The following is a 14,114-nucleotide window of genomic DNA, read 5'->3' on the forward strand; positions in this document are numbered from 1 at the left end:
GGCCATTACTGCTTACGCTTTCGGCTTTAGGCTGCGGACGTGATTGAGACCATCGTGTTCGACGTCGGCGAGACGATCACCCGGGACGACCGGTACTGGGCGTCCTGGGCCGACTGGCTGGACATCCCCCGCCACACCCTGTCCGCGCTCGTGGGTGCCGTCGTCGCCCGGGGGCAGGACAACGCCGAAGCTCTCCGCCTGGTACGGCCGGGCATCGACGTTGCTGCCGAGTACCAGGCCCGCGACGCCGCCGGCCGCGGGGAAGACCTGGACGAGAGCGACCTGTATGACGACGTCCGCCCGGCACTGACCGCGCTGCGCCGGCTGGGCATCCGCGTGGTCATCGCCGGGAACCAGACACCGCGCGCGGGGCAGTTGTTGCGGAGCCTGGACCTCCCGGCGGACCTGATCGTCACCTCGGGGGAGTGGGGCGTCGCGAAGCCGCAACCGACCTTCTTCGAACGGGTCATCGAGGTCGCGCAGACGCTCCCGGAGGCGACCCTGTACGTGGGTGACCACCCGGCCAACGACGTGTTTCCCGCGAAGGCGGCAGGGCTGCGTACGGCGCACCTTCGCCGCGGACCATGGGGCTGCCTGTGGGCGGACGATCCGGAGGTAGTGGCGCAAGCGGACTGGCGGGTCGACAGCCTTACCCAGCTCACCGGCATCGTCGGCGCCTGACGAGCACGAAACGGCCTCACCAGCCGGATGGTTGACGAGGCCGTTCCGGAACACGCAGCGTACAGACACGAGTACCGTTCGGAGTGGGATGCACCGAACCGGGAGCCAGTATGCCCGCACACATTGATGGCCGGGTAGGCCGCCGGATCGCCTACTACCGCAGCGTGATGCGGCCGAAGCTGACACAGCAGCAGCTCGCCGACGCAGCCTGCGTCGCGCTCGGCACCATCCGGAAGATCGAGCGGGGCGAACGAGGCGTCACCGACGCCACCCTCGAGGTCATCGCCGACGCCCTCGGTGTCGACCCCGGCCGACTGCGCACCGACCGTGGGACAGCCCACACCCGCGTCCACGATGCACTCCCCGCGCTCTCCGCCGCGATCGCCACCTACGACGTCCCCGAGGACGGCCCTGTCCGTCCCCTCCAGGACCTGCACACAGCGGTCGCGGAGGCCGCGCAGTGGCGGGTCGCAGCCCAGTACACGCGGATCGTGGGCATCCTCCCGGACTTGCTGACCGAACTCGCCCGCGCCTACCACGCGGCCCCCGCCGAAGGGCGCGCCGAACTCGCTGGCCTCCTGGTCAAGGCGTACCGCTCCGCTGATGCCGTCGCCTACAAGGTCGGTGCCCATGACCTTTCCGCCCGCCTCATCGAACTGATGCGGTGGGCCGCCCCCGAAGCCGGCGATCCGGCACTGATCGCGTCCGTGGCCTACGTACGCACGGAGACGTTCTTTGCAGCCGGCGCCCACACGGCCGGCCTGCGCGCCCTGGAGCGGGCCCTGGACTCCGCATCCGCACCCACGGCTGCTCCGGCGATCGCCGCCCGTGGCGCGCTCCACATGCGGGCAGCCGTTATCGCCGGCCGCGCCCACGACGCCTCGGCCGCCGACCACCACCTTGCCGAAGCCCGTACGCTCGCCGACCGGGTCCCCGAGGACGTGTACTGCGGTACTGCCTTCGGCCCCGACTCAGTAAAGATCCACGAAGTGTCTGTCGCCGTCGGTCTCGGAGACAACCACGTCGGCCGCGCCCTGGAAGTCGCCAGCGACTGGAAACCTTCCCAAGACCTGCCGGCCGAACGCCGTTCTGCGTTCTACATCGAACTCGCCCGCGCCCAGCTGTGGACCGGCCTCGCCGATGACGCGTTCGAGTCCCTGAAAGTCGCTCGGCACATCGCTCCGCAGCACACCCGCGAGCACCCATGGGTTCGCGAGGACGCGGCCACCCTGCGCCGCCTGAAGCGCGCCGACTCCGAGACCCTCACCAACTTCGCGGAGTGGTGCGCCGCCACCTGAGTGGGCTGCCCCCGACTACCCCTCGCCGGGGTACTTGTGACCTTCCGCTGCCCTCACCATCTGTTGCACGCGCAGGAACCAGCAGATGGGAACTGGGGATGCACCAGGCACTCCCGCCCGCGCCCACGGTTATTGACGGGCGCGTGAGCATCGTCCGACTGCACGGTGAGGCGTGCTTCGACTGTGGAGCCGTCCACCGGACCCTGCGCGCGGCTGGGCATGTCGTGGTCCGTGGCAGCACTCGTGTGTGGGAGATCTCCACGTGCGGGTGCCGCAGCCAGAGGGCCGCAGCGTGACCGGCGTACGGATGAACTGGAGACCCCGGCGACCGTTGCGCGACGGCCCCGGGGCGTGGCCAACGCTGCGAAGGAGCGTCAACACCATGAACGCTACAGCCCCGCCGAAGCCGGGCGTCAAGCCGGGGACCGGAGTCAAGATGACGATTCAGGTCTACCTCGTGAACGCGCAGGGGACCGTCGTCGAGGACCGCGGCGAACTGGTCGCCGTCGGGTTCGGGGAGGACTCGGCCGCGCTCGCCCCTGACGCCTACGGCTTCCCGCCCTGCCGGTGCCCTCGTCACCGTGCCTGCCTGGCGGTTGCCCGGTGAGCGCCACCCGTCCGGACACGCAGACCACGCCGGTCGACCTCGTCACGATGCGCGAGGTCGTGAACCGGCTGCTGGACCCCGACGCCGTCCCCGAGGCTCTGCCGCCGACCGGTGACGAGCTTCAGACGCTGACCACCCTCGTGCGCGGTCACCTTTCGCTGCTGGTCCCCGAGGTGGAGGCGGCGGCCCGGAAGCTGAAGCCGGGCAGCGTCCACCGCTACACCGTGCTCGGGTGTGTGTGGGACGCCCGCAGCAGGCTGGAGACGCAGCCGTCCCCCCGCTTCGGGGGCGCCCCCGGCTACGCCCGGCGCCTGGCCCGTGCGCTGAATGCCCTGTGTGACCACCACGAGACGCTGACCGAGGCCGCGCGGTGACCGCGCACGTGCTCGCGTGCCGGGCCTGCCGTGAGCCGATCGAGGACCCCGACGACGCCGTCTACCTCGGGCACGAGGAAGGGAACTCGGGGCCCGGCTGGGACATCCACGCGCACCGTGCGCACATCGACCAGGCCGGCCCGGACCCGGTCGCGGAACGCGCCGTGGCGGGCGTCCTCATCGTGAAGGCCCTGCTGCCGTGAAGGCCGGCGCGGCCTGCTGACCTACGTGGCCCTCGTTTCGGGCCCGGTCCTCGCCGTGGTGCTGGCGCGAACCCCCAACTGACGCACCCCCATGGCGACCGCAGGGCCAGGGTCGCACTTCATACGCCCGTCCCGTCGGAAGGTCTGCAAGCCTCCGGCAGGACGGGTCCCACAAGCCCCCGCCCCAAGACCCCCGAACCCTGGACAGGCCGAGCCCTGGGGCGGGCCTGCAATGTCCCACCACTCAATCATCAGAGGAGCGAGCATGTCTGCACCAGTTATGGAGTCCGTGTCGGCGAGGACCCTCGTCGACACGGACTTCTTCATCCGCCTGAGCAGGCGCGTCTCCAAGACCACCGCCCTCGAGCAGGCGCGAGCCGAGGCCATCACGGACCAGGCTCTCGCCTACCTCGCCACGTCGGCGGCCAAGCCCAAGGGGGCGCCGACGCTGTACATGAGCGCGGACGTCGACCCGGCCTGGCACGAGTTCATGACTTTCACTGCCGAGTACGACGCGTTCTTCCAGCGGCCGGGCTGGCACAAGGTCCACCACAACCCCTGCGACGGCTGGGGTGGCGCGACCTACCCCGCGCCCGAGGCCGCCATCCCGCCCACCGTCGACGCCATCCGGGCCGCCGGGTACGAGGCGATCCCGGAGTTGTGGACCACCAGGGTGGATTGCGGGGACACCTGCGGCGACGACGGCGGCACACCCGACCCGCTGCCCTGCGGTGACCACGGCTGACCTCTGACCTCGTGAGGGGTGGCCGGCACCGCCCGTACGGAGACGGGTCGGCCACCGGGAAGAAAGGGACGCATCGATGGCGAGGAACCTGAGCAGCACTGGCAGGGTCACGATTTTCTCGACGCTGCATGACTGGGAGACCGGCTCCCGCTGCATCCTGACCTACACGACCATGGACACCGGTTTGACCGCGGTCCTCGGCGTCCTCCCCGTCGAAGGCAACCAATTCGAGCCCGGCGACCTGCTCGCCCTTGGCGGACGCCACGGGTTTGTGGGCGAGTGGAAGGGAAGCCACGAGCAGCGGTGCGCCTGCTGGCTGGCCTGCACCGGCTACGGGTCCCGGACCGTGATGAAGCCCGGCACCATCGACGCGCCGGACGCGGACTGGTCGCTCGATATGGCTCACGCGGTCGACTTGGACAGCACCTACTACGGCCACCGGCGGGTAGTGGCGGGCCGCGTGACGCTGGACGATCCGACGCTGACCGAGCGAGCCCACGCACTCCTGAAACGTCCGCTAGCCGCCGCGTAGCCCTCCGAGACCGGCCCCGTCCGTCCGTTGCCCCCGTGGCGGATGGGCGGGGCCTCTTGCTGCCGGCGTCCCGGCCGCACTGCTCGCCCAACTGCACCTGACTCAGGTGGGCGGAACACCCCCGCGTCGGCGGGGAAGACCCTGCGCGGCCCGGCGCAGCCAGTGGCGGGATGACGTCCTCCCCGCCGACGCGGGGGTGTGGCGGTGTCCCGTTCCGGCTCCTTGGGGGTGTGTACTGCGGATGCGGTACCCGGTGGGGGTTGCGTACGCCCCCGGGAGGTCCCCGGGTTCGGTCTCCGGGCGACATCCGGACGACAGGTTCGCCCCGTACGGTTGACGCATGGATCTTCGACTGCCCGCATTGCGACGGCCGCGGCCGCGACGGACCGTCGCCGCCGCGGCCGCCGTCGTCGTGCTCGCCGGTGCCGGTACGTGGACGGCCGTCGCGTCCGACGAGGCGCCCGCGGTGCGCCGCGCCGACCGGGTCATGGCCATGGAGGGCGGGGTGCGGATCGACACCTCGTACTTCACCTCCGGCGGCGACGGGCGGCGGCCCGCCGTGCTGCTCGGGCACGGGTTCGGCGGGAGCAAGGACGATGTGCGGGAGCAGGCCGAGGAACTCGCGCGGGACGGGTACGCCGTACTCACCTGGTCCGCGCGCGGGTTCGGGAAGTCCACCGGGCGGATCGGGCTGAACGATCCGAAGGGCGAGGTCGCCGACGTCTCCCGGCTGATCGACTGGCTGGCGGAGCGGCCCGAGGTCGAGCTCGACAAGGACGGCGATCCCCGGGTCGGCATGGCCGGCGGATCGTACGGCGGTGCCATCGCGCTGCTCGGCGCCGGGTACGACGACCGGGTCGACGCCATCGCCCCCGCCATCACCTACTTCGACCTCGCCGACGCGCTCTTCCCGAACGGCGTCTTCAAGAAGCTGTGGGCCGGTGTCTTCGTCAACTCCGGCGGCGGCTGCGAGAAGTTCGAGGCCACGTTGTGCGCGATGTACGAACGGGTCGCCGAGTCCGGGGTCCCGGACGCCGAGGCGCGTGAGCTGCTCGAGGCGCGGTCGCCCTCCGCCGTCGCCGGCCGCATCGACGTCCCCACACTGCTGCTGCAGGGACAGACCGACTCCCTCTTCCCGCTCGGGCAGGCCGACGCCGCCGCGAAGGCGATCCGCGCCAACGGCGCCCCCGTCGACGTCGACTGGATCGCGGGCGGACACGACGGCGGCGACCCGGAGACCGACCGGGTACGGCAGCGCGTACGGAACTGGTTCGACCGGTACCTCAAGGGCGACGAGGGCGCCGACACCGGGCCCGCCTTCCGTGTCACCCGCACCGGAGGCGTCGACTCCACCGACGGGCGGGCCGTGCTGACCGGCGCGAGCGCCGACACCTACCCGGGGCTGACCAACGGCGGCCGGGCCGTCCCGCTCACCGGACGCGAGGAGCAGAGCTTCGCCAACCCGGCCGGCGCCGGCCCGCCCGCCATCTCCTCCCTCCCCGGACTCGGCGGCACCGGCGGGCTCGCCCAGCTGTCCTCCCTCGGCGTCGGCGTCTCCCTGGACTTCCCCGGCCAGTACGCCCGCTTCGAGTCCGCCCCGGTCGCCGACGACCTGCGGATCACCGGATCGCCGACCGTCACCGTGCACGTCGAGTCGAGCGGCGAGGACGCCGTCCTCTTCGGCAAGGTGTACGACGTCGGCCCCGACGGACGGCAGCAGGTGCTGCCCTCACAGCTCGTCACGCCCCTCCGCGTCGAGGGCGCCAAGGCCGGCAAGGACGTGACGATCACGCTCCCCGCCGTCGACCACGAAGTGCGCAAGGGCCACCGGCTGCGCCTCGTCCTCGCCTCCACCGACCTCGGCTACGCCTCCCCGGCCGCCCCGGCGACGTACACCGTCTCCCTGAAGAGCGACCTCACGGTGCCCACCGCACCCCGTGTGACCACCGCCGCCGCGCCGCTGCCCGCCTGGGTGGTGTGGCTGCCCGTCGCCGGCGCCCTGATCGCGCTCGCGCTGCTGCTGACCGGCCGCCGCCGCACCACCGCGCCGGCGCCCGACCCCGCCCTCGCCGACGTGCCCCTGCAGATCACCGGACTGAGCAAGCGGTACACGCGCTCATCCGACCGGTACGCCGTGCGGGACCTCTCCTTCCGGGTCGAGAAGGGGCAGGTGCTCGGACTGCTCGGGCCGAACGGCGCCGGCAAGACCACCACCCTGCGCATGCTGATGGGGCTCATCAGGCCCGACGGCGGCGAGATCCGCGTCTTCGGCCACGCCATCCGGCCCGGCGCCCCGGTGCTGTCCCGGGTCGGCGCGTTCGTCGAGGGCGCCGGGTTCCTGCCCCATCTGTCCGGCCGGGAGAACCTGGAGCTGTACTGGCGGGCCACGGGGCGACCGGCCGAGGACGCCCACCTGGAGGAGGCCCTGGCGATCGCGGGCCTCGGGGACGCGCTCGCCCGCGCGGTACGCACCTACTCCCAGGGCATGCGCCAGCGCCTCGCCATCGCCCAGGCCATGCTCGGCCTGCCGGACCTGCTCATCCTCGACGAACCGACCAACGGCCTCGACCCGCCGCAGATCCGCGAGATGCGCGAGGTGATGATCCGCTACGCGGCCGCCGGACGCACGGTGATCGTCTCCAGCCATCTGCTGTCCGAGGTCGAGCAGTCCTGCACGCATCTCGTGGTGATGGACCGCGGGCAGCTCGTCCAGGCCGGTCCGGTGCACGAGATCGTCGGCTCCGGCGACACCCTGCTCGTCGGCACCGTCACCCCGGTCGACGAGCCGGTCGCCGAGAAGATCGCCGCCCTGCCCGGCATCGCCTCCGCCGTCCGCACCGACGAGGGGCTGCTGATCCGGCTCGACGCCGACGGCACCGCCCCGCGCCTGGTCGCCGAACTCGTCCGGCTGGAGGTTCCCGTGGCGTCGGTCGGCCCGCACCGCCGCCTCGAGGACGCCTTCCTCACCCTGATCGGAGGTTCCGCATGAGCACGCCCACCGTGCCCCTCGAGCCCGTCGAGGTCGCCGACGGCTACCGCGCGGGACGCACCCTGCCGCTCCGGGTGGAGCTGGTCCGCCAGCTCAAGCGCCGCCGCACCCTCGTGATGGGGGCGATCCTCGCCCTGCTGCCGTTCGTGCTGGTGATCGCCTTCGCGATCGGCGGCACACCGGACGGCGGCCCCGACGGCAACCGCGTCAACCTCATGGACACGGCCACCGCGTCCGGCGCCAACTTCGCCGCCGTGAACCTGTTCGTGTCCGCCGGCTTCCTGCTGGTCATCCCCGTCGCCCTGTTCTGCGGGGACACGGTCGCCTCGGAGGCCGGCTGGTCCTCCCTGCGCTATCTGCTCGCCGCGCCGGTGCCCCGGATGCGGCTGCTGTGGTCCAAGCTGATCGTCGGACTGGGGCTGAGCCTCGCCGCGATGGTGCTGCTGCCGGTCGTGGCGCTCACCGTCGGCACCGCCGCCTACGGCTGGGGACCGCTGCACATCCCCACCGGCGGGGCGCTCGACCCCGGTACGGCGGCGCAGCGGCTCGTGGTGGTCGTGGCGTATCTGTTCGTGTCGCAGCTGGTCACCGCCGGGCTGGCGTTCTGGCTGTCCACCCGCACCGACGCCCCGCTGGGCGCGGTCGGCGGGGCGGTCGGCCTGACCATCGTCGGCAACGTCCTGGACGCCGTCACCGCCCTCGGCGACTGGCGGCACTTCCTGCCCGCGCACTGGCAGTTCGCCTGGGCGGACGCCATCCAGCCGGACCCGGAGTGGTCCGGCATGATCCAGGGCGCGTCGGTGTCCGTGACGTACGCGCTGGTGCTGTTCGCGCTGGCCTTCCGCGGTTTCGTCCGCAAGGACGTGGTGTCCTGACACCGTGAGGGGTGGTGACCCGACGACCCGCCCGCGCCCCCGTGTGCGGGCCAACCGGGTGAACCTGCGCAACCGATTCCGCCGAGTCGGGTTGATGAAGAAGTAGGCCATGCGGCAGCGGAGGGCCAGAACGCGTGGCGCTCCCATTTCTTCAAGCAGGAAGACAACCACATTGCGACAGACCCTGAGCAGGGGAGTGTTCGTGGCGGCCGCCGCCGCCACCGGCATTCTGTCCCTGTACGGAACCCCCGCCCTCGCCGACTCGTTCGCGGCCGGCGGTGCCGAGGATTCTCCCGGTGTGCTGTCCGGGAACAACGTGCAGGCCCCGGTGCACGTCCCGGTGAACGCGTGCGGCAACAGCGTCAACGTGGTCGGCGCGTTCAACGAGGCGTCCGACAACACGTGCGTCAACGCCGACTCCGGTGGCCGGCACGCCGACGGAGCGCAGGCGGTGGGCGGCACCGAGGGCTCGCCCGGTGTGCTGTCCGGGAACAACGTGCAGGCCCCGGTGCACGTCCCGGTGAACGCGTGCGGCAACACCGTCAACGGTGCCGCGGCGTTCAACGAGGCGTCCGACAACACCTGCGTCAACGGCTCCCACGACGGCGCGGACTCGTCGCACGCCAAGAGCGGGTACGGCGACTCCTCGACCGCCGGTACCTCCGAGGCGGGCTACGGCGACTCCGGCGGCGCGCAGGCGGTGGGCGCCGCCAAGGGCTCGCCCGGCGTGCTGTCCGGGAACAACGTGCAGGTGCCCGTCCACGTGCCGGTGAACGCGTGCGGCAACAGCGTCGACGTGCTCGCCCTGTTCAACAGCGCGTACGACAACACCTGCGTCAACGACAGCGGTTACGGCGAGGACGAGCCCGAGAAGGAGACGCCGGTCCCGCCCACGCACGTCAAGACGCCTCCGAAGCACGAGGTCGAGCCCCCGGCCGAGGAGGAGGTGCCCGGCAACCCGCCGCACCTGGCCGAGACCGGCACCGACGGCCTGATCGCCGCCTCGGCGGCCGGCGCCGTCCTCATCGCGGGCGGCGCGATGATCTACCGTCGCGGCCGCGTCGGCGCCCGCTAGCCCACCCGCACGACACGACGCGTCCCCCGGACCGCACCAGGTCCGGGGGACGCGTCGTGTCGTACGTGCCGTCAGCCGCGGGCCGGCGACGGCGCCGTGCTGCGGCTGCCACCACCCGGCACGGGAACCGTCCCGCGCACCGGCGTCGACCTCAGCCGGCGGCGCACCCCCTGCACCAGCGTCGACGCCGTGAACGTCGCACCGTGCACGAAACGCATCGCGGGACCGAAGCCCGACGCGGTCACCAGTCCCGCAAGGAACAGCCCCGGCTGCGAGGACTCGAAGCTGTGCCCGAGCGCCGGGGAACCGTCCGGCAGCACCGCCAGCGTGCCGCGCAGCTCGGCGGAGAGCAGGCCCAGCCGGTCACGGTGCGCCTTGAACCCCGTCGCGGCGATGACGTGCTCGGTCTCCAGCGAGCGCCGGGAACCGTCACGGCCGGACAGGTCCAGGCGCAGCCCGCCCGGCACCGCCGCGGCGGCCGTGACCTCCTGGCCCGGCAGCAGATCCACCGCCCGCTCCACCCGCTCCCGCACCCACCAGGCGCCCGCCGGACCCAGCGCGGTCGCCGCGATCCGCGCCCGGGACGCCTCCGGCAGCCGCCGGTACAGACCGGGGCGCTCGGAGTAGAACCAGTTCCGCCAGCCGGGCCCGAGGCCGCTGTGCGGCGAGCGGACCGACTGCCACCACGGGCGCTCCCAGGCCGGCGGCACATCGTTCCACCGCAGCCGCTCCGCCCGCGCCAGCACCCGTACCCGCGTGCCCTGTTCGGCGAGGAGCGCCGCCGTCTCCAGGGCCGCCTGGCCGCCGCCGATCACCGTGACGTCCTTGCCCTGGAACTGGCCCAGGTCGCTGTGGTGGCTGCTGTGCGTCACCAGCGACGGGTGCAGCCCGCGCAGCGCCGGCGGCACCTCGATGAACGGCATCACGCCGACCGCCAGCGCCACAGCCCGCGCGTGCAGCGCCTGCCCGTCCTCGGTGACCGCGGTGAAGCCGTCGGCGCCGGACGAGATCCGGGCGATCACGCGCTCGTCCACCTCCGGTACGGCGTTGCGGGCGAACCACAGGCCGTACGAGGCGAACGCCTCCACCGGGATCGGCTGCGCGTGACGTGCCGTCAGGCCCTGCTCGGCGCAGTACGCGTCCAGCTTCCAGCGCCCTTCCGGGTCGGACAGGTTGGACGCCCACGGCTCCGACTTCAGGAACATGCCGCCGGGCATGTGGTCCCGCCAGGACGCCATGGGCCGGCCGAACACGCGCAGGTTCAGTCCGGCGGCCGCGGCATGGGACGCGATCGACAGACCGTACGGGCCCGCGCCCACCACCAGAAGGTCGTACATCATCAGCTGCTCGCTTTCTCGTTGACGGTCGGGGAGGTCGGGGCGGATGCCCCGGGAATCGGGCGGGGCGCCGGTACGGAGGAGCCCGCCGGGGTCAGCCGCTGCCGCAGCCGGCCGGACACATGGCGGGCCCACAGCGCCCACATCGCCCAGCCGGGGGCACGGTCGTCACCGGCGTACCAGGCGAGTTCGCGCCCGCCGGGCCCCGTGCGCAGGGTGCTCAGCGCGGCGAACGGCGCGTAGTTCTCCACCACGAACGACCGCCCGGCCACCGGCTCCCCGTCCGGCACCGGCCGTCCGGTCAGATCCAGGTGCAGCGCGCGTACGACGTCCAGCCCCGCGCCGTCCGTGAAGAGCCGGAACTGGGCGCCGGGGCGCGGGTTGAAGTCGAGGAGGTGGTAGCCGCCGGTCGTGCCGCGGCGGAAGTCGAGGTCGAAGACGCCCCGGTAGCCGAGCGCGCCGGTGAGCCGCTCGGCGAGGTCCCGCACCTCGGCCTCGGGCGTCCAGTGGCCCACCGCGGTCAGTCCCGCCCCGCGCGGCCACGCCAGCTGCTTGCGGCCCGTTCCGCCGGCGCGCACGGTGCCGGCCCGGTCGGCGTAGCCGTGGAAGAACCAGTCCCGGTCCTCACCGGCCGGCAGGAACTCCTGAAGCAGCAGCACGCTGCCCGCCTCCGCCGAGCGCGCGTACAGCTCCCGGGCCTGGTGCGCGGTGTGCAGCACCTGGGTGCTGCGCAGCCCGCCGCCGGCCGGCAGCAGCCAGGGGCGGCTCCACTTCGCGACCAGCGGCAGTCCGAGCAGGCGGGCGGCCTCCGCCGCCCCGCGCGGGCTGTCCGGGACGAGCGTCCGCGGGTGCGGCACGTCCACGGCGGCGCACACGTGGGCCAGTTGCTCCTTGTCGGCGACGCGTTCGGCGAGCGCGGCCGGCATGTCCGGCAGCAGATAGGAGGACCCGAGGGCGTCCCGCAGCCGGCCGGCGGCGATCGCGGTCGCGTCGTCCAGCGGGATCAGTACGGCCGGCCGTCCGACCCGGGCGGCCACCCGGCGCAGCACGTCGAGAATCTGTTCCCCGGATGCGCCCGGGGGCGGCGGGGAATGCGTTCCGTGGACATAACGCGAGCGGCGGACGGGACTTCCGGCGGAATCGGCGACGACATGCACTTCCACTCCCGCACGGCCGAGCGACCGTACGGCGCCGAGTGTGCCGTGATGAAAGGGGTTCCGGTCGGTCCGCAGCAGTACGGCGGGAACCCGGGTGTCGAGCAGCGACACGAATTCTCACTTTCTTCTGGTGGCGGCTCACCCGCTCGGGGGAGCCCGGCACTCGAAAGCCGCAATGACATTGGCATCGTCGTACGACCTGTGTCTGAATTCATATGACTGTTCGTCAAGTGCGAGGAATTCAGGCAGTGGGCGGACGAGAACGAGAAGAGGAGCAGCCAATGGCCCCACAGCACAGGCGGGTCCGGGCCCGCGCGATGGCCGTGGGCGCGGCGGCGGTCGTCGTCTCCGCGGCCCTGACGGCCGGTCCGGCGGCGGGGGCGGTGCCGGCCGACGGCTCCCTTCCGGCGGTGCCGGTCCCGGGCGGCCCGGCGGCCGCCGCCACGATCCCCGCCGTCGAGTTCCCGTCCGTACCCGTGCCGGACCTTCCGGCGGCGCACCGCAGGGTCCCGGCCTTCGGCGCGTTCCTCGCCTCCGACGAGCGCGGAGTGGCCCGTATGGAACAGCTCAGCCGCTGGCTGGGCGGTGCCGAGCTGCGCGTCGGCCACACCTACCTGCCCGGCAACCGGTGGAGCGACATCGAGGGGGACATCGGCTTCCTCCGGGCGTGGGCCGACTGGCGCAACGCCCGGGACGACCGGATGCTCGTCCTCAACGTCCCCATGCAGGAGCGCAACGAGGAGGGTGTCTCCGACGAGGAGGTCCGCGGGCTGCTGCGGCGGGGCGCGGCCGGGGAGTTCGACCACCATTTCCGTGCCCTCGCCGAGCGGCTCGTCGAACTGAAGGCGCCGGACACGGTCGTCGTGCTCGGCTGGGAGATGAACGGCGTCACCTATACCCACCGGTGCGGTCCGGACCCGGAGGCCTGGAAGACGTACTGGAACCGGATCGTGAAGACGATGCGTGCCGTGCCGGGGCAGAGGTTCCGTTTCGATTTCACCCCGAGCCGGGGCCGGGACGCCATCGCGTGGACGCAGTGCTACCCCGGGGACGACACGGTCGACATCGTCGGCATGGATTCCTACGACCAGCCGTCCGGCCGCTCCTTCGACGAACAGGTGAAGGAGCCGTACGGACTTCAGACGCACGTCGATTTCGCGAAGGCCCACGGAAAGCCGATCTCCTATCCGGAATGGGGACTCTTCCGCAACGGCGACAATCCCGAGTACATGCGGCGCATGCTCGCGTGGATGGACAGGCACAAGCCGCTCTACAACACGGTGACCGACTACTGCCCGCACGGTGTGTGGCAGTGCGACGACAATCCGGACTCGTCCCGCGTCTACAGGAGCGTGCTCTCCGGCCGCACACACGACGGGGAGCCGGACACCTCCGTTCCCCCGGTCCCGCAGCCCACGCCCGAGACGCCGCTGCCACCGGAGAACTGCTCGCCGCTGGACCTGGGCCGGTGGGTGGAGTACTGGCTCGGCGGCAGGCTCTGCCTGCGCTTCGACTGGTGGTCGCGCACCCGTTAGGGGGGCCCCGGACCGGTTCGCCGCCGTCATCGCTGCACATCGGCGGCGGTGGCCGGGCCGGGCACCGAGGCGGCGGGGGCGGGGCCCCCGTCGCGGCGGGTCCGCCTCGGCCGGGCGAGCAGGGCGAGCCCGCCCAGCAGCCCGCCCGCGCTCGCCCCCACCAGCGTGGTCACCGGCGTCGACGCGGACGCCGGCTTGCCCGGCTTCACCGCGCGCGAGAACTGCACGAGCCGGACCTGGGTGCTGCCCTTGGTGTCCTCGGCGTGCCGGGTCAGCGCGCGCGAGACCGCGTTGGCCATGTCGACGGCCAGTTCCGGCCGCGCGGACGTGGCGGAGACGGCGACCATCGGCGCGTCCGGCGAGGTCGCCGCGCGCACGCTGTCCCGCAGCGTCCGTACCGGCACACCGGCCCACACCTGCGCGTCGCCGAGCACCGCGAGCTGGGTGGCGACGCGGCCGTACGCCTGCGCGAAGCCGCGCGCCGCGTCCGGGGTCGCCTTGTCGGTCGGTACGGCGACGACGTAACTGGTGGCCGTGTACGACGGGGGCGTGAACACGCCGTACGCGCCGCCGAACAGACCGCCCAGCGCCGTGCCGGTCACCAGCGCGGACCAGGCGGGCAGCCTTCCGAGACGGGCCAGGGACGGACGGGGCCCACGGGTCGGGGTGTCGGTCATGACGGGCTTGCTCCCTCGGAGGTACGGCG

14 protein-coding genes are annotated in these 14,114 nt (G+C 72.6%); 11 read left to right on the forward strand and 3 right to left on the reverse strand.

The genetic code is table 11. The features are described 5' to 3' along the window. Nucleotides 1–39 precede the first annotated feature (39 nt). From IF28_RS0111350 to IF28_RS40260, 10 genes are all read left to right on the forward strand, one after another. Nucleotides 40–681: an HAD family hydrolase gene (locus tag IF28_RS0111350; protein ID WP_030217379.1), complete on the forward strand. Its 642-nt coding sequence runs from the start codon at nucleotides 40–42 to the stop codon at nucleotides 679–681. Nucleotides 682–791: 110 nt separating this feature from the next. Next, nucleotides 792–1,979, forward strand: a complete 1,188-nt coding sequence (locus IF28_RS0111355) for a helix-turn-helix domain-containing protein (RefSeq protein WP_030217381.1) — start codon at nucleotides 792–794, stop codon at nucleotides 1,977–1,979. Nucleotides 1,980–2,361: 382 nt separating this feature from the next. Continuing rightward, complete coding sequence (locus IF28_RS0111360) at nucleotides 2,362–2,586, forward strand: hypothetical protein (protein ID WP_030217383.1); 225 nt, start codon at nucleotides 2,362–2,364, stop codon at nucleotides 2,584–2,586. Then, on the forward strand, nucleotides 2,583–2,960 hold the full coding sequence (locus IF28_RS0111365) for a DUF6415 family natural product biosynthesis protein (protein WP_030217385.1): 378 nt from the start codon (nucleotides 2,583–2,585) through the stop codon (nucleotides 2,958–2,960). The genes IF28_RS0111360 and IF28_RS0111365 overlap by 4 nt, the downstream gene beginning before the upstream one ends. Further along, complete coding sequence (locus IF28_RS36300) at nucleotides 2,957–3,163, forward strand: hypothetical protein (protein WP_037893002.1); 207 nt, start codon at nucleotides 2,957–2,959, stop codon at nucleotides 3,161–3,163. Before IF28_RS0111365 ends, IF28_RS36300 begins: the two co-directional genes overlap by 4 nt. Nucleotides 3,164–3,428: 265 nt before the next feature. Continuing rightward, entirely contained in the window at nucleotides 3,429–3,908 is a 480-nt protein-coding gene (locus tag IF28_RS37020; RefSeq protein ID WP_158713672.1) for a hypothetical protein, read from the forward strand. A gap of 76 nt (nucleotides 3,909–3,984) precedes the next feature. Beyond that, nucleotides 3,985–4,440 carry a hypothetical protein gene (locus IF28_RS37025; RefSeq protein WP_051713710.1) on the forward strand — a complete coding sequence of 152 codons (456 nt, stop codon included), beginning with the start codon at nucleotides 3,985–3,987 and terminating at the stop codon, nucleotides 4,438–4,440. A gap of 340 nt (nucleotides 4,441–4,780) precedes the next feature. After that, nucleotides 4,781–7,429 (forward strand): alpha/beta fold hydrolase, encoded by a 2,649-nt coding sequence (locus tag IF28_RS0111385; RefSeq protein WP_030217399.1) that lies wholly within the window; start codon nucleotides 4,781–4,783, stop codon nucleotides 7,427–7,429. Continuing rightward, entirely contained in the window at nucleotides 7,426–8,304 is an 879-nt protein-coding gene (locus IF28_RS0111390; RefSeq protein ID WP_030217402.1) for an ABC transporter permease, read from the forward strand. The genes IF28_RS0111385 and IF28_RS0111390 overlap by 4 nt, the downstream gene beginning before the upstream one ends. A gap of 172 nt (nucleotides 8,305–8,476) precedes the next feature. Further along, nucleotides 8,477–9,379 (forward strand): chaplin family protein, encoded by a 903-nt coding sequence (locus IF28_RS40260; protein WP_030217405.1) that lies wholly within the window; start codon nucleotides 8,477–8,479, stop codon nucleotides 9,377–9,379. A gap of 71 nt (nucleotides 9,380–9,450) precedes the next feature. On the opposite strand, the gene IF28_RS0111400 is transcribed toward IF28_RS40260, so the two are convergent. Both IF28_RS0111400 and IF28_RS0111405 read right to left on the reverse strand, forming a co-directional pair. Next, the gene (locus IF28_RS0111400) at nucleotides 9,451–10,716 is read right to left on the reverse strand and encodes an NAD(P)-binding domain-containing protein (RefSeq protein WP_037893087.1); all 1,266 of its coding nucleotides are present in this window, start codon (nucleotides 10,714–10,716) and stop codon (nucleotides 9,451–9,453) included. 2 nt (nucleotides 10,717–10,718) lie between these two features. Then, entirely contained in the window at nucleotides 10,719–11,984 is a 1,266-nt protein-coding gene (locus IF28_RS0111405) for a hypothetical protein (protein WP_030217412.1), read from the reverse strand. A 170-nt stretch (nucleotides 11,985–12,154) separates the two neighbouring features. Between IF28_RS0111405 and IF28_RS0111410 the strand changes: the two genes are divergently transcribed. Next, nucleotides 12,155–13,408 (forward strand): glycoside hydrolase family 26 protein, encoded by a 1,254-nt coding sequence (locus IF28_RS0111410; protein ID WP_030217415.1) that lies wholly within the window; start codon nucleotides 12,155–12,157, stop codon nucleotides 13,406–13,408. Between the two features lie 26 nt (nucleotides 13,409–13,434). Here the strand turns inward: IF28_RS0111410 and IF28_RS0111415 are convergent, their stop codons facing one another. Next, nucleotides 13,435–14,085: an LPS biosynthesis protein gene (locus tag IF28_RS0111415; RefSeq protein WP_030217418.1), complete on the reverse strand. Its 651-nt coding sequence runs from the start codon at nucleotides 14,083–14,085 to the stop codon at nucleotides 13,435–13,437. Nucleotides 14,086–14,114 lie beyond the last annotated feature (29 nt).

Source organism: Streptomyces sp. NRRL WC-3626 (genome assembly GCF_000718785.1).
Taxonomy (GTDB): Bacteria; Actinomycetota; Actinomycetes; order Streptomycetales; family Streptomycetaceae; genus Streptomyces; species Streptomyces edwardsiae.